The organism is Streptomyces enissocaesilis, from assembly GCF_039533765.1.
Taxonomy (GTDB): domain Bacteria; phylum Actinomycetota; class Actinomycetes; order Streptomycetales; family Streptomycetaceae; genus Streptomyces; species Streptomyces enissocaesilis.
Genome location: NZ_BAAAUD010000061.1, coordinates 19,539 through 42,363 on the forward strand (window position 1 = coordinate 19,539; position 22,825 = coordinate 42,363).

Sequence of the window (22,825 nt, forward strand, 5' to 3'; positions counted from 1 at the left end):
GCAATCGGCCGGGGTCTTCGATCGGTTGCACCCGATCCTGCTCACCGAGTTGCGCGGCCGACGAACTCGACTGGTCCAGGGCGTGCGTAAACGGCTCCCCCTCCGCCCGAAAAAAAGGGGACGTCGGCACCGGTCCGTCGCCGGTCGGCCGGCAGAAGACGGGCAGCGAACACCACCTGATCTGTCACAGGCCCGGCACCCCGCTCAAGGCCATCACCACCGCGGCCAGCGTCAACGAAGGCGCCCAGACCCTCGCCCTGGTCGCAACATCCCGCCCATCGCGGACCTCTCCGGCCCATCCCCGTCGACATCCCGAAGCCTTGTTCGGCGACAAGAGCTACGACTCCGAACCCGACCGGAAGGAACTCCCCAAGGGCCGGCTCCTCTCAGTCATCTCCGGAAAGAAGCGCCCAACATCCAGCGCATGAGCAAGCTCCGCTACGTCGTGGAGCAGGCCTTCACCCTGCCCCACAAGTTCAAGCGCCTCACCGTCCGCTGGGAACGCCGAACCTAACTCCACGCCGCATTGAACTTGTTGAGCTGCAGCCTCATCTGCTGGGGACGTCACAAGAGAGGTCGCCCATGATCCCGCCACGAGCTCATAGCAGCCATGACGACGGGCCGATGGAAATTAGTTCCATCGGCCCGCCCGACCACCGCGATGTTAGAGCGGGGCCGGGGCGTTCGCCGGGAGGATCCCTGGGGAACGGTTTCTGAAGTGCTCGTGCTCCGCGATGTTCAACGTCAGCCAAGAGCCGTCCAAGAAACCGAACTCGAAGTGATATTCACTCTCGTACTATCACACCCACACAAGATCCCCACGAACGACCCACCAACCCGCCACCACACCGTCTCCGATTTCGAAAGCGCTCGATTGGTGAGCGGGGGCGTAGAGAACCTGGAGCATGCTGGGTGTCACCGCCAGGAAGCTCCACACTCGCCACCATCGAGAGCGCGGCTGAACAGCCGCCTGGAACTGTCCGGCCAGGCTTTGCCAACTGCCCTAGTACGGCTTCCCCTTCCGTTTCCACTCAGCACGTTGCTGCTCGTCCGCACACATCTCCGGCGATCCCGAGAGTGACTCGCTCCAGAAGGTCTGGATGCCCGCGGACCAGACCTTATATGGAAAGGAGCCGCTCATCCTGAGGTCGCTGAATACCTCAGGGCGCATATCCCTGGGTGCCACGGGCTCCTTCTCCTTCCAGAGCGCAAGGCACTCAATAGGAAATAGACCCATGAGCTCCACACCACCAGGAAGAAGCGACGCCACGCGTTGCTTCATCATTTCAGTGTCCATTGCAGCACCCGTCTGTAGTGGATCAGTCGAAGTCCGAGGTGACAGCCATGTGGAATTGCCACCTGCAACCGAACGACACTTGAACAGTGAAAGAAACGGCCGCCGAATCAACACTCACATTGGTGTCACACGCCGGCGTAGCTCGACCAACTACTTGCGGTGCAGAAGGTGAAGTCATGCTGGGACGGCACCATGGTCTTGCAGCGCCGCTTTACTGGCCTTGGTGCGGAGGGTGTGAGGTGTAAGGGTTGGGGTGCTGGGCCTGCCCCGGTGCCGCGGTGGGGTGCGGCGGCGGCCACGCATGCGACTGCCGGGGCGGGTAGTCCATGCTCGGGGCGGGGGGTCCACCGTTGGGGCCACCGGGACCGGGGCCGCCGTCGCCACGGTTTCCGCGGCTGCGCACTACGGCGAAAATAATGCCGCCGAGGACTACGACGGCTGCGATGCCGCCGAGGACTAGGGGCAGGCTGATCGACGAGGACTTCTTCTTAGCCCGGGTTGAGCTGTCATCGTTGCCTGCGGAACCGCTGCCGGCCTTCGAAGATGCCTGCGACGGCAGCTTACCCAGGGGGCCTTCCTTCGGGCCCTTGGGGATGTCCATCGTGACGGCCTTGTTGGGGCGAATGATCCCGTAGCCGTAGCCTTCGTCGGGCGCCTTCAGGCCTTTATGGCCGAGGAAAGAGGCCGACTTGATGAGGCGGTTAATTACCTGACCAGCGGTGAGGTCGGGGTATTTTGCGCGGACCAGGGCGGCGGTGGCAGACACGTAGGCTGTGGCATCCGAGGTGCCGCTGGCCACTGCGTACCCGCTCGAGCGTGTCGGGTCAGCACTGAGAATGTCAACACCCGGAGCAGTAATCGTCAACTCCTTCCCAGTATTAGAGTTATCCCAGAGGTTAGCGTCCTTATCCACAGCACCGACAGCGACAACTCCGGGCAGTGCGGCAGGGTAGCTGATATCCCCTCCATTGTTACCCGCGCCAGCAACAACTACTACATCGCGAGCTTGAGCATACGCAATAGCCTCTCGGCCGTCACTTAGGGTCTTTCCGTAATCATTGGAAAAAGAAAGGTTGATTACCTTGGCACCCTGGTCCACCGCATAACGCACTGCGGCGGCCCAAGTCTCATCCGCGTTCCTGTCCTCTTCCGTCCGAAGAGTGCGGAGAGGTAGGATTTTCGCTTTCGGCGCAAGTCCCATTACACCGGAAGTATTACCCTTACCGTGGCCATGGCCATGGCCAGCAATGATGCTTGCCATACCGGTCCCGTGACCGAGCACATCCTCCTGAGCATTTCCACCACTGTCGGTAAAGTCCTTGCCCTTAAGAACCTGTCCAGCCAGATCAGGGTGACTAGCATCTACCCCAGAATCCACAACAGCAACAGTTACTCCCTCGCCCTGAGACTCAGCCCAGGTGTCTTGCATTGTGAACACATCCAACACCCACTGCTGGTCTCTGACGTAATCAGCCGAGGCAGTTGGGGCTGAAGTAAGGAGCAAGGCTCCTGTCAACGCCACGACTCCTGCCGTAGACCAGACTCGTTTGGCACCCAATTCCTTGCTCCTCACTCAACTACGACTGGTTACGCCATCCTTCATACAAGCGAGCCGCACGGACCTTCCGTGCGGCTCGCTTGTATGTGCCTACTCGATATTGCGCGGCACATTCCGGTTGCGGTCTTCTTCCGAGATCCAGGTCTCTTCGTCCTCGACAAGGTAGTCGGGACGATCGCCCCGCTCATTCTCGTTCCCGGAGCGACGGCCGTTGCGGCCACCTATGCCGCCAGCCATCCCACCCGGCATGCCGCCACGTTGAGTCCCGCCACGGCTACCATGCAGGCCGCCACCGCCTCCGGCGCCCTTGCCAGTGATGCCCTGGGCCGCGCCGACCACGCCGCCGCGAGCCTTAGCGAGGGCTCCACGGCCACCGACACCGGCGCCACCACGACCTCCTGCGGCGCCTGCGCCAGCGCCACCGCCCATGCCGCCCATACCAGGTCGGGCTCCGGTACTGCGGCCTGTTGCTCCAGTACCGCGGCCTGCTGCCGCTCCGGCACCACCAGGCCCCCCCAGTCGACCGCCACGGCCGCCAGCGGTGCTGATTCCACCGCGAGCACCGCCCGCACCGAGATTTCCAGCGCCACCGGGAACCATCACGCCAGAGCCCGTGCCTCCACCGGCACCGCTGCCCCCGCCGGCTCCGATTCCACCGGAACCGGAGCTAATGCCCGGTCCTGTCAGGCCGGGCTTGATGCTGTCCACCTTCGTTCCGGTTGAGGGAGGCAGCAACGAAGCACCTCCTGTAATGCCCTTGGGACGAGGGACCTCAGGAGCTTTGCCAATACTCTTCGGCGGGCCTGCACTCCACGGCTTACTGCCTGAGGTTGAAGCTCCCGGCCGAGATGCACTGCCGTCGCCCACACTGACAGGGGGCGGATATTCCACATCGCGAGTAGGCTCCCTGACTCCATCTCTGTCATGGACGGGACGGTTTTTGTCCAAATTCCTCGTGACCCGCATGTACTGAGCGCCGAGGTTCTCCATGACGGCAACACCGTTCAGGTGCGCTTCTCGGCTTGCGCCGATCTTTCCCTCATTGTCCTCCGCCGCCTGCTTAGCGGTCTTTCCGGCATCGAGGTCACTGCGTACCGCTTCACCATTGTCATGGGCCAAGTCGGTGAGGCCGTCACCGACTTTATCCAAGAAGCCAGGTTCCTCGATCTTGTCCAGTTCCGCTTTATAATGACGAAGCTGCCCTCCCGCATCCTTCATCTGGGAGCTATTGAGATCGGCGTGCCAGGCCGCGTTTCTGACGCTCTGTGCGATGCCGCGAGCCTTCTTCTCAAAGGCCCTGGCAGCTTCTCCGCCCCAGTGCTCCAGAACATTGTCGACCGCCTTGTCGAGCAGGCCGGCAATTCCCCCTCCCTCGCCGCCAGCGAGAATCTCACTGACCTTTCCCCAGTGGCGGCCAGTCTCCTCAATCGCGCTCGGGTCGGTGCCTTCAAGCATCTGCTTGAGCTCTTTGAGCGGATAATTGATGAATTGAGTCTTGGTTTGAGGCCTCCCTGGGATGCACATCTCACCCTCAAGTACTGGCTTGGGCAGCTCTTTGTCACCAGCCATTTCGAACCCTTCCCCTCAGTAGGTGATTCTCGATCGGACCACTAGTCCCACTTGCCGTTCGAGCCCCCGGAGTTACCACCCATTTGACGCTTGTTCGCATACTCTTGTTCGGTGTACTTGTCCTTGACCTTGGAGGTGCTCTTGCCGAACTGGTCGATCAGTCCGTGCAGTCCCTTGATCGCACTCTCAAGGTCACTCTTTGTCTCTTTGTGGGCATTGAAGAGATCGCTCGCCTCCAGGAAGACACCCGGCTTCCCGAACGCGGTCATCGGGATATCCGTCCGGTACCGCGACGTCTCCCCCGCCTTGTCCATGTCGTCCAGCAGCGTCCAGAGCTTCCTGATCACTTCATCGAGCGCACTCAGATCGACGCGCAAACCGTCACTCATACCCCGTGTCCTCTCCCCTGTTTTCTGAATTCTCAGCGCTAACTCGCACGCGTGTGCCCTGAACTACCTTGGCTGCCTGGCACGCTTGCTCCGCCAGTCCCGTACCGCTACGCCGCTTCCGCCCGCCAGGAGCACCAGCAGCAAGCCCGCGCCCACCACGTACATCGCGATCCGGCGCTCCTGCTCCGCCTCCGTCTCGCCCATCGTCACCGCCATGGGGACGACCTCGCCCGCGCCCGCCTTGACCGGTGGGTCCGGTTCCGGGTGGGTGCCTGGGGTGGAGTCGTCCGAGAGGGCGGCTACCGGGTCCACCACGCCCCAGCCCAGGTAGCGGTTCGGGCCGCGGCCCGGGCGTTGGGCCGTTTCCTGGATGCGGGTGGCGAGTTGGGCCGCAGACCACCTCGGGTGCTTTTCCTTCAGCAGTGCCGCTACGCCCGCGACGTACGGGGCCGCGAAGCTCGTGCCGTCCGCCGTGCACTGGCCGCCCTTCGGGACGGTCGAGACCATGCTGACGCCGGGGGCAGCGATGTCCACGAAGTCGCCCGCCTGCGAGAAGAAGGCGCGTTCGTCGTTGCGGTCCGAGGCCGCCACCGCCAGGACGCCCGGGTACGACGCCGGATACGTGCTGGCGGACTTGCCGTCGGCGCCGTCGTTGCCGGAGGCCGCGACGATCAGGGCGTCGGCGTCCACCGCCGCCGCCACGGCGTTTCGCAGCTCCGTGTTGTCCTGCTTGTTCGCGGTGTCCGAGGAGATGTTGATGATCTCCGCGCCCTTGGCGACCGCGTCGCGGATCGCGGCGGACATCGTCCTCGAGTTGCCCTGCTTCTCCTCCGCGCCGGTGTAGCGCAGCGACAGGATCTTGGCTTCCGGCGCGATGCCCGCGAAGCCGGTGCCCGGGATCTCGCGGGCCGCGATGATGCCCGCGACCCGGGTGCCATGGCCCTCGATGTCCTCGGCACCGTCGCCCGACTTGCCGACGTAGTCCTTGCCGCCGGCGGCCATCGCACCGCGTAGCTGCGGGTTCTTGTCGTCGACGCCGGTGTCGATCACGGCGACCGTCACGCCCTTGCCCGTCGCCTGCTCGCGCAGTTGGTCCAGGAGTACGCGCTGGAGCGACCACGGCGTGGACTTTATGATGTCGCCGCCGAAGACGCACTCGGAGCTGGAGGACAGTCCGAACGTCGGGTTGTCGGCGTCTGCGAGACGGGTGGGGGCCGGGCCGGTGGCGAGCGCCGGCGGGGCGGATGCCAGACAGGCCCCGGTGACCGCCAGTACGCCAAAGACCCGCTGCAGTGCGCGGGTTCCACTCGTGCGCGTACGCGGACGGGGTGTCAGGACCCCCATGATCAGGCTCCCCAGGCTTTTCGCTTTTACCGAAGCCGAGTTGCAGCCGTACCTGTGGCAGTAGCTGTGGTTGTAGTTACAGCTGCGGCTGTGGCTCTGGTCGAAGTTTTCTTTGTGTTGACAGTGGTGCTTTCGGGGCCTTCTTCAGCGGCACCCGGAAGTGGTTCGGCCCAGCGGACACCATGGCTGGCATCGGCCGGGCCGGCCCATCTCACCTCACCTCGGGTGCGGATCAGCCCCAGGTGTTGGCGTTGCTCTTCTCCGTGGCCTGGTAGTTCTCGGCCGAGCTCTGCAGCGCGGCGGAGATCTTCATCAGGGTCGAGTGAAGGGCGGCAGCGGTCTGGTCCCACTCGCGCTGCTTGCGCTGGTAACCCTCCTGCGCCTCACCTTCCCAGGTGGTGGCGACGCGCTTGACTGCGGCCTCTACGTCGTCGAGCTGCTGCTTGATGCGGTTGGCGGTGTTGCGCACGTCCGTGGACGCGTTGGTGATGGTGGCGTAATTGACGAGAATCGACATCGTCGCTCCCTTTCAGGAAGAAGTTTCAGGAAGTCGGAGAGAGTTGATCAGCCGAAGTCGGACATGATCTTGCTCACTTCGGCGTTCTGCTGCTCTTCCGAAGCGGTGTAGTTGCTCCGCGTGGAGTCGACGGCTTCCTTGATCCCCTCGAGGATGGCGCTCATGTTCTTGGCCTCCTCGTTCCACCGGTTCTGGAGCTCGTGGTAGGACTTGGCCGCCTGGCCCTGCCAACCGCCCGCGACCTGGTCGATCACTCCGCCAAGGCGGCGGATCTCGCCCTGGATCTGGCCATTCACCGTGGTGATCTGGCTCGAGAGCCTGGTCAGCTCATCTTCTGTTACCCGAAACTGCCCGGCCATGGTGAACCTTCCCCCATGTCGTTGATGGTCCGGGAAGCCTGTGCCGCTCCCCGGATAAGCGTCATATCAATGAGCGCTGCAAGCACTCTATCGTCCGTCTGTCGCACATCCATATGCGAAGACCATCAGTTACAGACTTCACACATGCGTGCGGCGAATCCGTGATCGGGAGCGGCCAAGTCGGGCCGCGAGCACGTTCGTTGACCTCACTGGCTCTGCGGCTGCGCGGCGCTGCCGGTGTCCAGCGTGGGGCCCTTCGGAATGAACTTCGCCCACGGTTGCGGGACGACCGCGGGGTTGGACACCTTCTCGTATCCCAGACGTGTTCGCGCCTTGTCCGTCTCGCTCGCTTCACCCTGCGACGGCGAGGACGAGGACGCCTCGCCGCTCTTGTCCGCCGCGCTGTCGTTGTTCGTCGGCAGCGAGTAGCGCAGGCCCGTGTCGGTCAGCAGGTACGTCGCGCCGCCGCCCTTCGCCGCGCCCCTGACCTCCCGGAAGAGCAGCCCCGAGCCGGAGGAGACGTAGGCGTTCAGCGAATCGGCGATGACCTTCTTGGGGTACGTCGTCCCGGCCCAGGCCGCGAGCTTCGGCTTCTTGTCCGCGCCGATGGTGCCGCTGTAGACGCTGCAGGAGGTGGTACGGGCCGCACCGGTCGCCGTCGTCGCGGAGTTGGCCTGCTGCGGGACGGTCTGCGGCCAGCCCTTGTCCGCGTAGAAGCTCTCCGCCGGACCGCCGTTGGCGGCGATGATGTCGGGGGTCTCGGCCTTGATGTCGGCGATCTCGTCGGTTCCGTACGCCCGCTTCGCGGACGGCGAGTGCTTGAGCAGGTCGGCGACGAACGGCGTGATCGCGGCGACCTGGTCCCTCAGGACGACGTAGTACTTGTCCCCCTGGGCGTCCTGTGCCTTGAGCACCCGGCCCACCGTCCCGGCCTCCGCGGGAAGCCCCTCGACCGCGGTCGGCAGGCCGATGGACGGCATCGTCGGGAACGTGATGACGCCGCCCGGGTTGAGGGTCTGCAGCCACTCCGTGCTCACCGGCTGCGGTTCGGCCGCCGTGCCGATGACGGCGGCGCGCAGCTGCTCCATCGTGGTGTCGTCGAGGCGCGGTGTGCCGCCCAGCTGGAAGACGTTGCCCTCTCCGTCGACCAGGTACTCGATCCTGGTCCTGGCGTCGACGACGTACAGCGCCTCACGCGCGTCGACCTTCCCCGCTGTCTTCCTGACCGACTTCGCGTCGTCGTCGTCGAAGACGAAGACGGCACGGTCGATGGAGGCGTCCGAGCCGGGGGCGGGGCGCTCGCAGACCGCCCAGGTCTTCGCCCTCTCGGCGTCGTCCTTGGTGGGCAGCCGGTCGGGGGCGTACGGGATGCCGAGCGTCGCACCGTGCGGGATGCCGCTCTTGTCGATGTCCTTGCCGGGGACCTCGATGACGGTGCCCTTGCCCTTGTCGAGGAGGAGCTTGGCGGAGGCGTAGTTGAGGACGGGGTGCAGCGTCGGCACTTCCTTGCCGTTCGGTCCCTTGTCCTTGATCACGACGTAACGCGTCGTGGAGTCGCTGTCGACGATGATGTGTTCGCCGACGGTGTCCCAGCCCTTGGGCGCCGACGGCTTGAGCACACCCCAGGCGATGAAGCCCACCACCAGCACCACGCCCACCGCCAGGCTGGGCATCACGGTACGGACCGGACGCGGCGCGCCTTCGTCCGATCCCCCGGGCGATGGCGCCAGGAACGCTGCGACGGTGCGTTTGCGAGCGAACGTATAGGCGGCGAGCTCATCCCGACGCGTTGCCATGGTCCTGGCTCTCCCGTGTGGTCGTGCGTGAAGAAGAATCGTGCGTAAGGCTGCTTCAGCTGGGCAGGGCAACCACTATGCACTGCGCCGCGCGACCGTGATCCACCAGGTACGGGTCCCCGCCGCATCTTCACAGCCCTGTGTCGTGTTCGTAGCACGGGACCTGTGTCGCCCCGTGTTCATCAGCGGGTACCGTGACCACTCGCACGACTGACGTGGGCAATTGTGGCCCCTGGCCCCGTCGCTGAGATCTCCACCGGCGATCTCCACCGATGACGGCCACCACTTCGCGAAAGGGATCTCCCGGGGGATGACCAGCGCTACGAGCACTCGGCGCGGACGCCGCGCACAGCAGCAACCGGGCCGTGGCCGCAGATCCGCGCCGTCCCCGGCTCCCTCCTCCACCGCCACCCCCGCCACCGCGGCCCCGCGTACGCTGCCCCACCCCGGCGGCATGGGCCCGCTGCGGCTGCAGCAGCTCATTCTGGTGGAGCTCGCGGCGGCCGTCATGCTGGCCGCCTGGGTCACGTCCGAGCGCTGGCTGCTCGCCCCGGCCGGCGCCGTGGCCGCGCTGCTGCTGCTCCTGGCGATCGTGCGCCGGCACCACCGGCCGCTGCCCGAGTGGTACGAGACGACGCGCGCCCTCAAACGCCGCCGGCGCGAGGCCAAGCTGCCCGTCCCGCCCGGCACGGACCCGTTGCTGGCCCCCACCGTGGAGTGCGACTCCGCTTTGCGGACGTACACCTTCGTCTCCCGTGACGACCGCTCGATCGGCATGATCGGCGACGGGTCGTTCCTGACCGCGGTGCTCTTCGTGCAGCCGGGCGACGAGCCGCTGCGCCCCGGTTTCGCCGGGCGGCAACTTCCGCTCCAGCTGGTCCAGGACGCCCTGGAGGTCGACGGCATCCGGCTCGCCTCCGCACAGGTGGTGCAGCACACCCAGCCGGCGCCCGCGCCGCACCTGCCCCCGCAGTCCGTCGCCGCACGGTCGTACGGCCCCCTCCAGGCCCGGTCCGGGTCCCCCGCGCTCCGGCTCACCTGGGTCGCCCTCAAGCTCGACCCCGAACTGTGCCCCGAGGCGGTGGAGGCGCGCGGCGACGGCGTCGCCGGCTCCCAGCGCGCGCTGCTGCGGGTGGCGGACCAGCTGGCGAGCCGGTTGGCCGGGGCCGGCTTCGAGGCGACCATCCTCGACGAGAGCGAGCTCGTGCAGGCGCTCGCGACCTCCAGCTGCCTCAACCCGCGGGCCAACGCGCAGCACGGCCAGGACGGCCGGCCCGCCCAGCGGCGTACGGTCGAGTCGGTACGGAGCTGGCGGGTCGACGACCGGTGGCACTCGACGTACTGGATCTCCCGCTGGCCGCAGTTGGGGGACGGCGGTGTCGCACTGCCGCAGCTCATCACGCAGTTCACCTCGCTGCCCGTGCTCGCGACGACGTTCAGCATGACGTTGAGCAAGGCCGGCAGCCGGGGCGTCTCCGTCGCCGGGCATGTGCGCATCACCGGCCGCGGCGAGAACGAACTGGGCCAGGTCCGGCGGGACTTGGAGCGTGCCGCGAGCGCGTCCAAGGTCGGCCTGGTGCGCCTGGACCGGGAACAGGTCCCCGGAGCTCTCGCCACCCTGCCTCTCGGAGGTACGTCCTGATGTCCTACCCCACACCGACCACGAACCCGGGGCAGCGGGGCCAGGAACCCGCCCGCACCCCCGCGCACGTGGCCTCGCCCACCGACACGGGTCTGATCCCGATCGTCCGGCCGGACGCGCCCCAGCAGCAACGGCGCATCTTCAGCCCGGGGTTCGGGCTGCGCGGACCGCGCCGCAACCGTCATGTCGTCACCGCCGAGGAGATCGCGGCGATCAGCGTGCCGATCGGCGACGACGGCGTGATCATCGGTACCGACCCGGAGTCCCAGCCTGCGGTGCTCGGCCTGGCCCGCCCCACCCCCTTCGACGTCGTCGTGGTGGGCGGCCTGTGGCTGGCCCAGGTGCTGGCGCTGCGCGCCGCCGCGACGGGCGCGCGCGTGGGCGTCGAGACCGGCCGCCCGCATGCCTGGCAGCAACTGGCCCAGGCGGCGGGCGGCGGTCAGCAGTGCATGACGGTCTACCCGGTGGGACGGGTGCCCGCGCAGGGGCCGTCGGTCTCCAGCCCGGTGGTGCTGATCCGCGACTGCGGCGTACGCCCGCCGCGTGGGCGTGTGACGTCCCTGCCGTGGCAGGCGGTGGTGACCGTGCTGCCCTTCGTCGGCGAACACGCGCCGCGCTGGCTGATGCAGGCGCAGCTGGTCGGGATCCAGCGCATCTCGCCCCAGGAGACCGAGGTCGTACGGGAGACCCTGGGCGTCCCGGCCGAGCATCTGGAGATGCTGCCGACGCTCTCCGACAACGTCACCCTGTGGTGCACGCGCAAGCATCGCAAGTACGTCATGACCGAGCCCACGGACGCGGAGACGGGTCTGCTCGGCATGGCCCGTCGCCTGGACTGAGCACCGCCGCCCGGGCGTCGGCCGGGCACGGTCGCCGGAGGAGCAGCGGAGCCGGTCCGCACGCAAGGGCGCTTTTCCGTACCGTGGGGCGAAAGATTAGTGTTCTGGTGATGCGGTGAACGTCGCAGCGGCGTAGGACGCGCCACCCCATCCGCCCGACCGCGACGACGCATTCAGCAGCAGTGGCTGACCAGGAGGCAAAGCAGTGAACAGGGATCGGTCCGAGTACGACGGCGGCGGCCAGTCCTCGGACGGGGACGACCGTGAGCTGGACCTCACCGGCGAGTTCGAAATCGTCTACGAGCCTCCTGCCTGGTACGACCAGAGCGCGCGGGGTGGCTCCGCGCAGGGCGGACAGGGGGGCGCCGGACAGGCGTCACCGCCGCCGCCGGCCGGGCCGCCGCTGGGGCCGGCGGGCGGTCCCGCGCAGCAGGGGCTGCCCGCGCCCCAGGTCCCCGCGCAGGCACAGCCGTACGCGCAGGGCGGTTACGGGTTCCCGCCGCAGCCGGGACCGGGTGTGCCCCCGCAGGCGGCGCCTCGGCAGGCCGCCGGGTACGGGTATCCGCAGCAGGCCGCGCCCGGCGTGCCCCAGCCGGGTCAGGACGCCTCGGGCGGTTACGGGTACCCGCAGCAGCAGGCGCCGGCCGGGGCCGGCGCGCCCCCGCCCCCGCCCGCGCCCGGTTTCCCCGTACTGCGTCCGGTCGGCGAGGACGCGCAGGCGAACCCGCCGCAGGCCGCCGCCCCGGTGGCCGCTCCGGTGGCGGAAGCTCCCGAGCAGCCCGCTCCCGAGCAGCCTTCCCCCGAGCCGGACTACGCCGCTGCCGACGCGGAGGCGGCAGCGCTGTTCGGCGACGCCGACGACGTCGAGGAGCCGGCGGAGGAGCACGGCGGCGAGGCGGAGCCGGGCGGCTCCGAGACCGCGTCCGGTGCGGAGGGGGACGCCGACGCCGACTCGGCAACGGACGCTCGGTCCGGCACGGAGAGCGAGAGCTCGTCCGGTGCCGAGGAGCAGGCCGGGTCCGCGGCGGCAGCGCCCGCCGCGGCCGAACCCCAGCCGGTGGCGCAGGCCCAGCCGCAGAGCGAGCCCGCCCCCCAGGCCGCCGCGCCTCACGCCGGTACGCCTCCGCAGGACCCCCAGGGCCTCCCCCCGCTGCCGCAGGGCTACCAGCCCGCACAGCCCCTCCAGGGCGCACCTCAGCAGCCGGTCCAGCCCGACCAGCAGGCCGCGGCCGCACAGGCCGCCGGGTACGGCTACCCCCAGTCGTTCGCCCAGCAGCAGCCGCAGCACCAGCCCTTCCCGCAGGGCACCTTCGGCGCGGCCCAGCCGCTGCCCCCGGTGCAGCAGCAGCCCGACCCCCAGTACCCGGGGTACCCGGCGCAGGGCGGGCAGGCCGCACCCGGTTACCCCCAGCAGCAGCCGCAGCAGCAGGCCGCACAGCCGCAGCCGCAGCCGCAGCCGCAGGCCGGTTACCCCTACCCGCCCCAGCAGGCCGGTTACGGTTACCCGCAGCCCGCGCCCCCGCAGCAAGCCGTGCAGCCACAGCAGCCACAGCAGATGCCGCCGGCCCAACAGCCCCCGTACCAGCAGCCGCAGCAGCAGCCGCACCCCACGGCCCCGCCCGCCTACGGCTCCCAGGGCTGGACCGCCCCGGCGGGACCGCAGGCCGGCGCCCCCCAGCAGCAGGCGGCGCCCGGCACCCCGCTCGGTTACAACGCCGCCGTCGAGCTCTCCTCCGACCGGCTGCTGCGCAACCAGCCCAAGGCCCGTAAGAACAACTCCGGCCCGTCCCGCTTCAAGCTCGGCGCCAAGAAGGAAGAGGAGGAGCGGCAGCGCAAGCTGGCGCTGATCCGCACGCCGGTGATGTCCTGTTACCGGATCGCGGTGATCAGCCTCAAGGGCGGCGTGGGCAAGACCACGACCACCATCTCGCTCGGTGCCACGCTCGCTTCCGAGCGTCAGGACAAGATCCTGGCGATCGACGCCAACCCGGACGCCGGCACCCTCGGCCGACGGGTGCGGCGCGAGACCGGGGCCACCATCCGCGACCTGGTGCAGGCGATCCCGCAGCTCAACAGCTACATGGACATCCGCCGCTTCACCTCGCAGGCGCCGTCGGGTCTCGAAATCATCGCCAACGACGTGGACCCGGCGGTCTCCACGACCTTCAACGACCAGGACTACCGCAGTGCGCTCGACGTCCTGGGCAGGCAGTACCCGATCATCCTCACCGACTCGGGCACCGGTCTGCTCTACAGCGCGATGCGTGGTGTCCTCGACCTCGCCGACCAGCTGATCATCATCTCCACCCCGTCCGTGGACGGTGCGAGCAGCGCCTCGACGACGCTCGACTGGCTCTCCGCGAACGGTTTCGCCGATCTCGTCCAGCGGTCGCTCACCGTGATCTCCGGGGTCCGCGAGACGGGCAAGATGATCAAGGTGGACGACATCGTCGCGCACTTCGAGACCCGCTGCCGCGGCGTCGTCGTCGTGCCCTTCGACGAACACCTCGCGGCCGGCGCCGAGGTCGACCTCAACATGATGCGCCCCAAGACCCGGGAGGCGTACTTCCACCTCTCGGCACTCGTCGCCGAGGACATCGCCCGCACCCAGCAGGGCCAGGGCTTCGCCGCCCAGCAGCAGGTCCCCCAGCAGCACCCGCAGGGGTACGCGCCCCAGCAGCAGCCGCCCGTCGCCGCCCCTCCGCCGGGGCAGGGCTGGCAGCAGCAGACGCAGCAGCCTCCGCAGGGCCAGGGCTGGCAGCAGCAGCCACCGGCGCAACAGCCACCGGCCCAGCCGCAGCACCAGCAGCAGCCCGGGCCCGGCTGGACCCAGTAGACGCGGGGTCCGTCCCCCGTGCGGGTGAGTTACTACAAGGTGCTTATGCGTACGGCACGTCGAGGCGGCCTAAGATGCCCGAAACGACGTGCTGCCGTTGCCGAAAGGGAGTTTGACTGATGGGGAGCGCACAGGAGAAGGAAGAGCTGTACGCCCTCGACATCTCCGACGTCGAGTGGCACAGCGCCCCCGGCACGAGTGAGGACGAGGAGCGCGTCGAGATCGCGTACCTGCCCGAGGGGGCCGTCGCGATGAGGTCGTCCGTGGATCCGGAGACCGTCCTGCGGTACACCGAGGCCGAATGGCGGGCGTTCGTGCTCGGTGCGCGCGACGGTGAGTTCGATCTGACCTGAGCGCTGGACAGCACCGCGCCCCGCCGGATGAGCTCATCCGGCGGGGCGCGGTGCTGTAGGCGTCGTTCGTTCCGTCAGCGGCGCCGTCGGCCGATGAGGAAGGCCATCCCCCAGGCCACCACTGCGGCGGCCAGCAGACCGAACAGGGAGATCAGCTCGGGGTCGCTCGGGTTGCCCCACCATGCCTTGGCCGGAGTGAGGGGGTCGTCCTCCATCATGTCCGAGAACGCGGACATCCCGCCCACGTCGGTGAAGATGAGCGCCACGCCGTTGGTGTAGCCGAAGAAGGCGCCGAGCATGGCCACGACGGCCCCGCCGATGTGGGCGCCGGTACGGCCGCGGGCCAGAAGGCCGACCACGGTACCGACGGCAGCCGCGTTGAGAAGGGCGTGGGCCACGTAGAGGACGCGCGCCACATCCTGCGACGTGTCCTCGTACGAGGCATAGATGACAAGGCTGTAGAGCGAGGCCAGGCCGACCGAGACGAGCAGCCCGAGGAAGAAGGCGGCGACCGGCTTCCCGCTGTTCGGCTGCTGTCCGTACGGCGCGTACGGCGCAGCCGGGTACGCGTACCCGGGCTGCATCGGGAATGGCCCGGGGGCGGACGGCGGAGCGCCGAATCCCGGGGGCGGCCCCGGAGGCTGCTGGGGCATGGGGGGCTGGTTGCCCGGGTTGTACTGGGGCTGCCAGGACTGGCTCAAGACGGGGTCCCCCGGGAAGGCAGAGAGATGGATCCGACCAAAGTACCAAACGGGCCACGTACGAGGCCGCTTCGGGCATCCGCCTCACGGACGGCGGCCGGACACGCCTCCCCCACCGGTCCGCAGGCTCCGCCAGCCCCTCAGCAGGGGGGCGACAAGGGTCTGGACCAATGAAGGGCCGCACCGTCTCCGCCGTACGGCCCCACGCCGATCAGTCCGGTATTCCCGCAGTCCACGCGGGGTTTGGCACATCGTTGACGCAGCCGGACCAGCGCTGATAAACCTCGCTTCACCAGCTGGAGCTCATTGATCAACACGCGCTCCCCGTGCGAGTCATGACGCGAGGTCACGTCCCATGGACACAGAGATTCCGCGCAGTACCCGGCAACGCCCCCGCACCCGAACCCTTCTGGCCGTCGGAGCCACCGCCCTGGCCCTGGCCGCCGGAGCCGCGACCCCGCTCAACCCCGCGCCGCAGCAGGCGAAGGCGGCGCAGGCCGACGCCGGGCGGACGCTGACCGTCGCGGTCTCGCAGAGCGTCGACTCCCTCAGCCCTTTCCTGGCGCAGCGCCTGGTCTCCACCAGCGTCCACCGGCTGATCTACGAGAACCTGACGAACTACGACGTCAAGGACAACCACGCGGTCCCGGGCCTCGCCACCCGGTGGGAGGCGTCGCCGGACAAGCTGACGTGGACGTACACCATCCGTGAGAACTCCAGCTGGTCCGACGGCGAACAGGCCACCGCCGAGGACGCCGCCTGGACGTTCAACACGATGATGAAGGACGAGGGCGCGGCCACCGCCAACGGCAGCTTCGTCGCCAACTTCAGGAAGGTCACCGCCCCCAGCCCCACCCGGCTGGTCATCGAGCTGAAGAAGCCGCAGGCCACCATGGCCGCGCTCGACGTGCCGATCCTCCCCCGGCACGAGTGGGAGAAGGTCGGCGACTTCTCGAAGTTCAACAACGACAAGAAGTTCCCCGTGGTCGGGAACGGCCCCTTCGTCCTCACCGACTACAAGGTGGACCAGTACGTCAAGCTCAAGCCGAACAAGAAGTTCTGGCGCGGCGCGCCGAAGTTCGACGAGCTGGTCCTGAAGTACTACAAGGACGGTGACGCGGCCGTCGCCGCGCTCCAGAAGGGCGAGGTGTCCTTCGCGGCCAACCTCACCCCCGCCCAGGCGGCGTCCCTCGCGAAGGCCAGGAACATCAAGGTCAACGACGCCCCCGGCCGGCGCTTCTACGCGCTCGCCACCAACCCGGGCGCCAGGTCGAAGGACGGCAGGAAGTTCGGCGACGGCCACCCCGCGCTGCTCGACCGGAAGGTGCGCCAGGCCCTCTTCGCCGCCACCGACCGCGAGACGATCATCGACAAGGTCTTCCAGGGCCACGCCGTCGAGGGCGAGGGCTACATCCCGCCGCGCTTCTCGGCGTACCACTGGAAGCCGTCCGCCGACCAGAAGATCGCGTACGACCCGGCGAAGGCGGCCGCGCTCCTCGACGAGGCGGGCTACAAGAAGAACAGCGCGGGCAAGCGCGTCGGCAAGGACGGCAAGCCGCTCGACTTCCGCATCCTGTGCCACGCCACCGACCCGAACGACAAGGCCATCGGCAAGTACATGCAGGAGTGGTGGGGCGAGCTCGGCATCGGCCTCAAGGTCGAGTGCCTCGACAACGTCTCCGACCCCTGGCTGGCCGGCGAGTACGACCTGGCCTTCGACGGCTGGTCCGTCAACCCCGACCCCGACTTCGTCCTCTCCATCCACACGTGCGCCGCGCTGCCGGCCACGCCCAAGGACACCGGCGCGACGGACAACTTCATCTGCGACAAGAAGTTCGACGAGCTCTACGCGCGGCAGACCGCGGAGTACGACGAGGCCAAGCGCGCCGACCTCGTCAAGCAGATGCAGTCGCGGCTGTACGACACGGGCTACATGAATGTCATGGCGTATCCGAACGCGGTCGAGGCGTACCGTACCGACCAGATCAAGTCGATCACGACGATGCCCGAGTCCGGCGGCAATCTCTGGGGCCAGGACGGCTACTGGAGCTGGTGGTCGGCCGTGCCCGCCGATGCCGACGACACCTCCGGGGAGGGTGGCTCCTCCACCGGTCTCGTCGTGGGCATCGGCGCGGCCGCCGTCCTCGCCGTGGGCCTCGGGATCTTCGTCGCCCTGCGCCGCCGCTCCACCGCGGAAGACCGTGAGTAGTCCATGAGCACTGCAAGCACCGCCCCCCTCGCGGAGGGCACCGCCGACGGCCCGGCCCTGGTGAAGACCGGGCCGTCCGGCCCCCGCGCCCGCTCCGCCCGCGCCTACCTGCTGTACGTCGCGGGAAAGCTGGGCGGTGCGGCCGTCTCGATCTTCGCCGTCCTCGTCACCAGCTTCTTCCTCTTCCGGATCATCCCCGGCGACCCGGTGCGCACCATGACGCACGGCCGCCAGGTCTCCGCCGAGCAACTCGCCTCGCTGCGCCGCCAGTTCGGTCTCGACCTGCCGGTGTGGCAGCAGTTCACGGACTACTGCGCCAAGGCGCTGAGCGGCGACTTCGGCACCTCGTACCAGTTCCACGCGCCGGTCGGCGAACTGATCGCCGAGAAGGTGCCCGCGACCCTGCTGCTGACCGGCGTCGCCGTCGTCATCTACTCCGTCCTCGGCCTGTGGCTCGGCACCCGCTCCGCGTGGCACCACGGCGGGCCGGGCGACAAGGTCAACACCGGGGTGGCCCTCACCCTGTGGTCCGTGCCGTCGTTCTGGCTCGGCCTGCTGCTGATCATCACCTTCTCGGTGGGCATCGGACCGGTCCCCGGCATGTTCCCGACGGGCGGCATGGAGTCGGGCGACGCGTCCGGTTTCGCGTACGTCGCCGATGTCGCACACCACATGGTGCTGCCCGTGGTCACCCTGGTCGCGGTCGGGTACGCCCAGACGCTGCTGGTCATGCGGTCCTCGCTGCTCGACGAGATGGGCAGCGACTATCTGACGACGGCGCGCGCGAAGGGGCTGCGCGACGACCTGGTGCGGCGCCGTCACGCCGTACCGAACGCCCTGCTGCCGACCGTCACCATGGTCTTCATCAACCTGGGCCACGTGGCGGCCGGTTCCATCCTCGTCGAGACGGTCTTCTCCTGGCCGGGGCTCGGCGGTCTCTTCTACCAGGCGCTGAGCGTGCCCGACCTGCCGTTGGTGCAGGGGCTCTTCGTCGTCTTCGCCGGAGCGATGATCGTGATGAACCTCCTCGCCGACCTGCTCTATCCGCTGCTCGACCCCCGGGTGGGCCGATGACCACTACGCCTTCCGCCCAGACCGCCTCGTCCCTCACGTGGGCGCGGCGCCGCCACTCCGTGGCCCGGTTCTGGCGTGCGTACCGCACGCACCGGGCGGGGCTCTTCGGGCTCGGCGCCCTGGCCGTGATCGCGCTGGTCGCACTCGCGGCGCCGCTGCTCACCGGCGGCGACGTACAGAGCGTGACGAACGCTCCCGGGTCGGCCCTGGAGCCGCCGAGCGGTGAATTCCCGCTCGGGACCGACCAGTTCGGGCGCTCGCTGCTCGGGCTGCTGGTCTGGGGCGCCCGCATCTCGCTGACCGTGGGGCTGATGGCGGCCGCGCTGTCCGTGGCCATCGGTACGCTCGTGGGCATCGTCGCCGGGCACTTCGGCGGCTGGTTCTCGACCGTGGTCATGCGGATCACCGACTGGTTCCTGGTGATGCCGACGCTGGTGCTGGCGATCGTGCTGGCCACGGTGATGTCGCGCAGCGTGTGGACGGTGATCCTGGCGATCGGCGTCACCACCTGGCCGACGACGGCCCGCCTGGTGCGGGCGCAGACCCTGGCCGTCGAGTCGCGTCCGTACATCGAGCGGGCGACGGCGCTCGGCGGCGGCCACGGGCACATCATGACCCGCCACGTCCTGCCCAACGTCATGCCGCTGGTGCTCGCCCAGACCACGCTCGGCATCTCCAACGCCATCCTGACCGAGGCGACGCTGGCCTTTCTCGGGCTCGGCGACCCGGACGTCGTCTCGTGGGGCGGCATGCTCCAGGACGCGCGGGAGGCGGGCGCGGTGTCGTCCGGGCACTGGTGGTACCTGGCGCCGCCCGGGATCGCCATCGCGCTCGTCGCGCTGGCGTTCACCCTGTGCGGGCGCGCGGTCGAGTCCGTGCTCAACCCGAAGCTGGGGGTGTCCGCCCGATGAGCGTGCTGCTCGAAGTGAAGGACCTGCACGTCACGTACGGCGCCGGAACGCGCGCCGTACGCGGTGTGGACCTGACGCTGTCCGCCGGCCAGAAGCTCGGCATCGCGGGCGAGTCCGGCTGCGGCAAGTCGACACTGGCGCTGGCGCTGCTGCGGCTGCTGCCCGCGTCGGCCCGGCTCAGCGGTGAGATCCTGCTCGACGGCGAGGACGTCCTCACCATGAAGTGGGGCAGGCTGCGGGCCGTACGGTGGGCGGGGGCCTCGATCGTCTTCCAGGGCGCCATGCACTCGCTGAACGCCGTGCACCGCGTCGGGGAACAGATCGCCGAGCCGGTCCTGCTGCACCGCAGGTCCACTCCGGCGGCCGCGCGCAGACGGGCCGTCGGGCTCCTGGAGCAGGTGGGGCTGCCGGCCGCGCGCGCCGACGCGTATCCGCACGAGCTGTCGGGCGGACAGCGGCAGCGCGTGATGATCGCGATGGCGCTGGCCTGTGATCCGCGGCTGATCGTCGCGGACGAGCCGACGACGGCGCTGGACGTGATGGTCCAGGCGCAGATCCTGCGGCTGATCGAGCAGCTGGTCGCCGACCAGGACATCAGCCTGCTGATGATCAGTCACGACCTGTCGGTGCTGGCCGACACGTGCGACCGGCTCGCGGTGATGTACGCGGGGAGGGTCGTCGAGGAGGGCCCGGCGGACCAGGTCTTCGCCGACGCGCGGCATCCGTACGGCCTGGCCCTGTCGGCGGCGTTCCCGCGCATCGGCGACCCGGCCTCCCGCCGGGCTCCGCGCGGCCTGCCGGGCAACCCGCCGGATCCGTCCGCGCTGCCCACCGGCTGTACGTTCCACCCGCGCTGCCCGGTCGCGCTGGACCTGTGCGCCACGGAGGACCAGGCGCTGCGGGAGTCGGGGACCGGGCGGCGGGCGGCGTGCGTGCGGGTGGGGGCGGTACCGGCGCAGGTGGCGGTACCGGAACCGCCGCCGGCGTGACCAGGGTCGCCCCGGCACCGGCGCCGCCTGCCGCTGCGCGGGACTTTCCCCGGACCGCCCCTTCCCGAACCGGGGCTCCGCTCCTCGAACTCCCCCGGAAGCCGGACTTTCCAGCCCGTCCGGCCTCCGAGGACACGCCCGGAGGGCCTCCGGGGGTCCGGGGGCCTGTCCCGGTTCCGGGAAGGGGCGGGCAGGGCAACAGGCCCCGCGCAGCGGCACCGCCCCCGCGCCCCGCTCTCCGTCCCCGCCCCGCCACCCCACCACCACCACACCGGAGCCAGACATGAGCACCGAGCCCCTCCTCTCCGCCGCCGGACTGCACGTCGCCTTCCCCGGGCGGCGCGGCGCGGCGACCGCCCGCGCCGTCGACGGCGTCGACCTCGACATCCGCCCCGGCGAGATCGTCGCGCTCGTCGGAGAGTCCGGGTGCGGCAAGACCACACTCGCCCGTTCGCTGCTCGGCCTGGTCCCGCCCACCTCGGGCCGTGTCACCTTCGGCGGCGAGCCCCTCGACTACGCCTCACGCTCCCTGAAGGCGTACCGCAAGCGCGTCCAACTGGTGCTCCAGGACCCCAGCGGCTCGCTCAATCCGCGGCACACGGTGTACGACGCCGTGGCGGAGGGCCTGCGCATCCACGGTTACGCGGGGGACGAGCGCGAGGCCGTCGCCGGGGCCCTCTCGCGCGCCGGGCTGCGACCGCCCGAGCGGTTCTTCCTGCGCTACCCGCACGAACTCTCCGGCGGCCAGCGCCAGCGCGTCGTCATCGCGGGCGCACTCGTCCTCGACCCCGAACTCATCGTCGCCGACGAGCCGGTGGCCTCCCTCGACGCGTCCGTACGGGGGGAGATCCTGGCCCTCCTGCTGTCGTTGCGCGACGAACTCGGGCTCTCCGCACTCGTCGTGACCCACGACCTCGGTCTCGCCTGGAACATCGCGGACCGGGTGGCGGTGATGTACCTGGGCCGGATCGTGGAGACGGGACCCGCCGAAAAAGTACTGACGGACCCTCAGCACCCGTACACCCGGGCCCTGTTGTCCGTGCTGCCGGAGTCCGGCGCGGAACCGGTCGTGCTCACCGGCGAGCCCCCGGACCCGTCCCGCGTCCCCGGCGGCTGCCGCTTCCACGTCCGCTGCCAGGTGCTCGCCTCGGGCGAGGCCGAGCGCACCGGCGTCGCCGCCGACTGCCGTACGACGCTCCTGCCGGTCCTGACCGGCGGCGAGGAGGCCCAGGTCGCCTGTCACTGGGCGGCCGCCCGCGCCGGGGAGACCGCGGAGACGGAGACCGCCGGCGCCTGAGCCCGCAGGGTCCGCCGAGCCCCGGGGTCACTGGGCGGCGTACGCCTCGATGAGCTCGCGCGAGCGCTTCACGTCGGCTCCGATGGCTTCCAGCAGCGCCTCGATCGACTCGAACTTCTCCTGGCCGCGTACGTACGCGAGGAAGTCCACGGCGACGTGCAGCCCGTACAGATCGAGGCCCACGCGGTCGATGGCGTACGCCTCGACCGTCCGCTCCGTGCCGTCGAACTGCGGGTTCGTGCCGACCGAGATCGCGGCGGGCATCTTCTCGTCCTGCGCGGTCAGCCAGCCCGCGTACACGCCGTCGGCGGGGATCGCGGTGTGCGGCAGCGTCTCGACGTTCGCCGTCGGGTAGCCGAGCTCACGGCCCCGCTGCGCCCCGCGCACCACGACGCCCTCGACGCGATGCGGCCGGCCCAGGATCTCCGCGGCGCCTTCGACGTCGCCCTCGGCGACCAGCCGCCGGGTCAGCGTGGAGGAGAACGGCTCGCCGCCGCCCGCCCGCCCGGTCACGTACAGGTCGACGACCTCGACCTCGTAGTCGTACGTCCGGCCGAGCTCGGCCAGGAAGCCCACGTCGCCCGCCGCCCGGTGGCCGAAGCGGAAGTTGGGGCCCTCGATGACCGTCCGCGCGCGCAACCTGTCGACCAGCACCTTCACGATGAAGTCGGCCGGCGAGAGCTTCGAGAACTCCGGGGTGAAGGGCAGGATCAGCAGCGCGTCCACGCCCAGCTCCGCGATCAGCTCCGCCCGGCGGTGGTGCGGGGCGAGCAGCGGAGGGTGGCTGCCGGGGCGCACGACCTCGCTCGGGTGCGGATCGAAGGTGACGACGACCGAGGGCACGCCCAGCTCGCGGGCGCGCTCCACCGCGCGGCCGATGATCAGCTGGTGTCCGCGGTGCACTCCGTCGTAGGAGCCGATGGTGACGACGCTGCGTCCCCAGTCCTGGGGGATGTCCTCCAAGCCACGCCAGCGCTGCACTGTGACCGCTCTCCTCGTCCGAACTCGAACCCGAACCTGTGTACGTGGGACTGCCGATTACGCAGGTCTAAGACTGCCATGCCCACAGCGCCCGACTCGCATCGGCATGGGGCTCACCAGGCCCCCGACCACCCGGCGGACATCGAAAGCGCCCCCTTGTGCGC

At 69.2% G+C, this 22,825-nt stretch carries 20 protein-coding genes; 10 read left to right on the plus strand and 10 right to left on the minus strand.

Features of this window, described 5'->3' with window-relative positions:
* Positions 1–1,003 precede the first annotated feature (1,003 nt).
* The 3 genes from ABD374_RS30560 to ABD374_RS30570 form a co-directional block, all read right to left on the minus strand.
* Positions 1,004–1,297 carry a hypothetical protein gene (locus tag ABD374_RS30560; protein ID WP_344499696.1) on the minus strand — a complete coding sequence of 98 codons (294 nt, stop codon included), beginning with the start codon at positions 1,295–1,297 and terminating at the stop codon, positions 1,004–1,006.
* A 211-nt stretch (positions 1,298–1,508) separates the two neighbouring features.
* Positions 1,509–2,819, minus strand: a complete 1,311-nt coding sequence (gene mycP, locus ABD374_RS30565) for a type VII secretion-associated serine protease mycosin (protein ID WP_344499698.1) — start codon at positions 2,817–2,819, stop codon at positions 1,509–1,511.
* Positions 2,820–3,076: 257 nt separating this feature from the next.
* Positions 3,077–3,445, minus strand: a complete 369-nt coding sequence (locus ABD374_RS30570; protein ID WP_344499700.1) for a hypothetical protein — start codon at positions 3,443–3,445, stop codon at positions 3,077–3,079.
* 334 nt (positions 3,446–3,779) lie between these two features.
* On the opposite strand from ABD374_RS30570, the gene ABD374_RS30575 reads away from it, so the two are divergent.
* On the plus strand, positions 3,780–4,469 hold the full coding sequence (locus ABD374_RS30575; RefSeq protein WP_344499702.1) for a hypothetical protein: 690 nt from the start codon (positions 3,780–3,782) through the stop codon (positions 4,467–4,469).
* On the opposite strand, the gene ABD374_RS30580 is transcribed toward ABD374_RS30575, so the two are convergent.
* From ABD374_RS30580 to eccB, 5 genes are all read right to left on the minus strand, one after another.
* Positions 4,466–4,813 (minus strand): hypothetical protein, encoded by a 348-nt coding sequence (locus tag ABD374_RS30580; protein ID WP_344499704.1) that lies wholly within the window; start codon positions 4,811–4,813, stop codon positions 4,466–4,468. The two genes, ABD374_RS30575 and ABD374_RS30580, sit on opposite strands and share 4 nt — an antisense overlap.
* 63 nt (positions 4,814–4,876) lie before the next feature.
* Entirely contained in the window at positions 4,877–6,157 is a 1,281-nt protein-coding gene (gene mycP / locus ABD374_RS30585) for a type VII secretion-associated serine protease mycosin (protein ID WP_344499706.1), read from the minus strand.
* A gap of 232 nt (positions 6,158–6,389) precedes the next feature.
* Positions 6,390–6,674 (minus strand): WXG100 family type VII secretion target, encoded by a 285-nt coding sequence (locus ABD374_RS30590; RefSeq protein WP_344499708.1) that lies wholly within the window; start codon positions 6,672–6,674, stop codon positions 6,390–6,392.
* 47 nt (positions 6,675–6,721) lie between these two features.
* Complete coding sequence (locus ABD374_RS30595; RefSeq protein WP_093798737.1) at positions 6,722–7,033, minus strand: WXG100 family type VII secretion target; 312 nt, start codon at positions 7,031–7,033, stop codon at positions 6,722–6,724.
* A gap of 206 nt (positions 7,034–7,239) precedes the next feature.
* The gene (gene eccB / locus ABD374_RS30600) at positions 7,240–8,829 is read right to left on the minus strand and encodes a type VII secretion protein EccB (RefSeq protein ID WP_344499711.1); all 1,590 of its coding nucleotides are present in this window, start codon (positions 8,827–8,829) and stop codon (positions 7,240–7,242) included.
* A gap of 310 nt (positions 8,830–9,139) precedes the next feature.
* Between eccB and eccE the strand changes: the two genes are divergently transcribed.
* The 4 genes from eccE (at position 9,140) to ABD374_RS30620 (ending at position 14,499) form a co-directional block, all read left to right on the plus strand.
* On the plus strand, positions 9,140–10,471 hold the full coding sequence (gene eccE, locus ABD374_RS30605; RefSeq protein WP_344499713.1) for a type VII secretion protein EccE: 1,332 nt from the start codon (positions 9,140–9,142) through the stop codon (positions 10,469–10,471).
* On the plus strand, positions 10,471–11,310 hold the full coding sequence (locus ABD374_RS30610; RefSeq protein WP_344499715.1) for a hypothetical protein: 840 nt from the start codon (positions 10,471–10,473) through the stop codon (positions 11,308–11,310). The genes eccE and ABD374_RS30610 overlap by 1 nt, the downstream gene beginning before the upstream one ends.
* Before the next feature lie 205 nt (positions 11,311–11,515).
* Positions 11,516–14,146 carry an SCO5717 family growth-regulating ATPase gene (locus ABD374_RS30615; RefSeq protein ID WP_344499717.1) on the plus strand — a complete coding sequence of 877 codons (2,631 nt, stop codon included), beginning with the start codon at positions 11,516–11,518 and terminating at the stop codon, positions 14,144–14,146.
* 119 nt (positions 14,147–14,265) lie between these two features.
* Positions 14,266–14,499 (plus strand): DUF397 domain-containing protein, encoded by a 234-nt coding sequence (locus ABD374_RS30620; protein WP_344499719.1) that lies wholly within the window; start codon positions 14,266–14,268, stop codon positions 14,497–14,499.
* 74 nt (positions 14,500–14,573) lie between these two features.
* On the opposite strand, the gene ABD374_RS30625 is transcribed toward ABD374_RS30620, so the two are convergent.
* Positions 14,574–15,200, minus strand: coding sequence for a hypothetical protein (locus ABD374_RS30625; RefSeq protein WP_344499721.1), 627 nt, complete (start codon positions 15,198–15,200; stop codon positions 14,574–14,576).
* 355 nt (positions 15,201–15,555) lie between these two features.
* Here ABD374_RS30625 and ABD374_RS30630 point away from each other — a divergent pair, with 355 nt between their 5' ends.
* The 5 genes from ABD374_RS30630 (at position 15,556) to ABD374_RS30650 (ending at position 21,680) form a co-directional block, all read left to right on the plus strand.
* Positions 15,556–17,409: an ABC transporter substrate-binding protein gene (locus tag ABD374_RS30630; protein WP_344499723.1), complete on the plus strand. Its 1,854-nt coding sequence runs from the start codon at positions 15,556–15,558 to the stop codon at positions 17,407–17,409.
* Positions 17,410–17,412: 3 nt separating this feature from the next.
* Positions 17,413–18,483 carry an ABC transporter permease gene (locus ABD374_RS30635; protein ID WP_344499725.1) on the plus strand — a complete coding sequence of 357 codons (1,071 nt, stop codon included), beginning with the start codon at positions 17,413–17,415 and terminating at the stop codon, positions 18,481–18,483.
* Complete coding sequence (locus ABD374_RS30640; RefSeq protein WP_344499727.1) at positions 18,480–19,394, plus strand: ABC transporter permease; 915 nt, start codon at positions 18,480–18,482, stop codon at positions 19,392–19,394. Before ABD374_RS30635 ends, ABD374_RS30640 begins: the two co-directional genes overlap by 4 nt.
* Positions 19,391–20,383 carry an ABC transporter ATP-binding protein gene (locus ABD374_RS30645; RefSeq protein WP_344499729.1) on the plus strand — a complete coding sequence of 331 codons (993 nt, stop codon included), beginning with the start codon at positions 19,391–19,393 and terminating at the stop codon, positions 20,381–20,383. The genes ABD374_RS30640 and ABD374_RS30645 overlap by 4 nt, the downstream gene beginning before the upstream one ends.
* A 283-nt stretch (positions 20,384–20,666) precedes the next feature.
* Positions 20,667–21,680, plus strand: a complete 1,014-nt coding sequence (locus ABD374_RS30650; protein ID WP_344499731.1) for an ABC transporter ATP-binding protein — start codon at positions 20,667–20,669, stop codon at positions 21,678–21,680.
* Between the two features lie 27 nt (positions 21,681–21,707).
* Here ABD374_RS30650 and ABD374_RS30655 read toward each other — a convergent pair whose 3' ends face one another.
* The gene (locus ABD374_RS30655; RefSeq protein ID WP_344499733.1) at positions 21,708–22,661 is read right to left on the minus strand and encodes a bifunctional riboflavin kinase/FAD synthetase; all 954 of its coding nucleotides are present in this window, start codon (positions 22,659–22,661) and stop codon (positions 21,708–21,710) included.
* Between the last annotated feature and the right edge of the window lie 164 nt (positions 22,662–22,825).

What these genes read in the sequence shown, in the direction of transcription:
- ABD374_RS30560 (WP_344499696.1), bottom strand. Translation starts at nt 1,297, where the DNA reads ATGGACACTGAAATGATGAAGCAACGCGTGGCGTCGCTTCTTCCTGGT.
- ABD374_RS30575 (WP_344499702.1), top strand. Translation starts at nt 3,780, where the DNA reads ATGGACGGGACGGTTTTTGTCCAAATTCCTCGTGACCCGCATGTACTG.
- ABD374_RS30580 (WP_344499704.1), bottom strand. Translation starts at nt 4,813, where the DNA reads ATGAGTGACGGTTTGCGCGTCGATCTGAGTGCGCTCGATGAAGTGATC.
- mycP (WP_344499706.1), bottom strand. Translation starts at nt 6,157, where the DNA reads ATGGGGGTCCTGACACCCCGTCCGCGTACGCGCACGAGTGGAACCCGC.
- ABD374_RS30590 (WP_344499708.1), bottom strand. Translation starts at nt 6,674, where the DNA reads ATGTCGATTCTCGTCAATTACGCCACCATCACCAACGCGTCCACGGAC.
- ABD374_RS30595 (WP_093798737.1), bottom strand. Translation starts at nt 7,033, where the DNA reads ATGGCCGGGCAGTTTCGGGTAACAGAAGATGAGCTGACCAGGCTCTCG.
- eccB (WP_344499711.1), bottom strand. Translation starts at nt 8,829, where the DNA reads ATGGCAACGCGTCGGGATGAGCTCGCCGCCTATACGTTCGCTCGCAAA.
- eccE (WP_344499713.1), top strand. Translation starts at nt 9,140, where the DNA reads ATGACCAGCGCTACGAGCACTCGGCGCGGACGCCGCGCACAGCAGCAA.
- ABD374_RS30610 (WP_344499715.1), top strand. Translation starts at nt 10,471, where the DNA reads ATGTCCTACCCCACACCGACCACGAACCCGGGGCAGCGGGGCCAGGAA.
- ABD374_RS30620 (WP_344499719.1), top strand. Translation starts at nt 14,266, where the DNA reads ATGGGGAGCGCACAGGAGAAGGAAGAGCTGTACGCCCTCGACATCTCC.
- ABD374_RS30630 (WP_344499723.1), top strand. Translation starts at nt 15,556, where the DNA reads ATGGACACAGAGATTCCGCGCAGTACCCGGCAACGCCCCCGCACCCGA.
- ABD374_RS30635 (WP_344499725.1), top strand. Translation starts at nt 17,413, where the DNA reads ATGAGCACTGCAAGCACCGCCCCCCTCGCGGAGGGCACCGCCGACGGC.
- ABD374_RS30640 (WP_344499727.1), top strand. Translation starts at nt 18,480, where the DNA reads ATGACCACTACGCCTTCCGCCCAGACCGCCTCGTCCCTCACGTGGGCG.
- ABD374_RS30645 (WP_344499729.1), top strand. Translation starts at nt 19,391, where the DNA reads ATGAGCGTGCTGCTCGAAGTGAAGGACCTGCACGTCACGTACGGCGCC.
- ABD374_RS30650 (WP_344499731.1), top strand. Translation starts at nt 20,667, where the DNA reads ATGAGCACCGAGCCCCTCCTCTCCGCCGCCGGACTGCACGTCGCCTTC.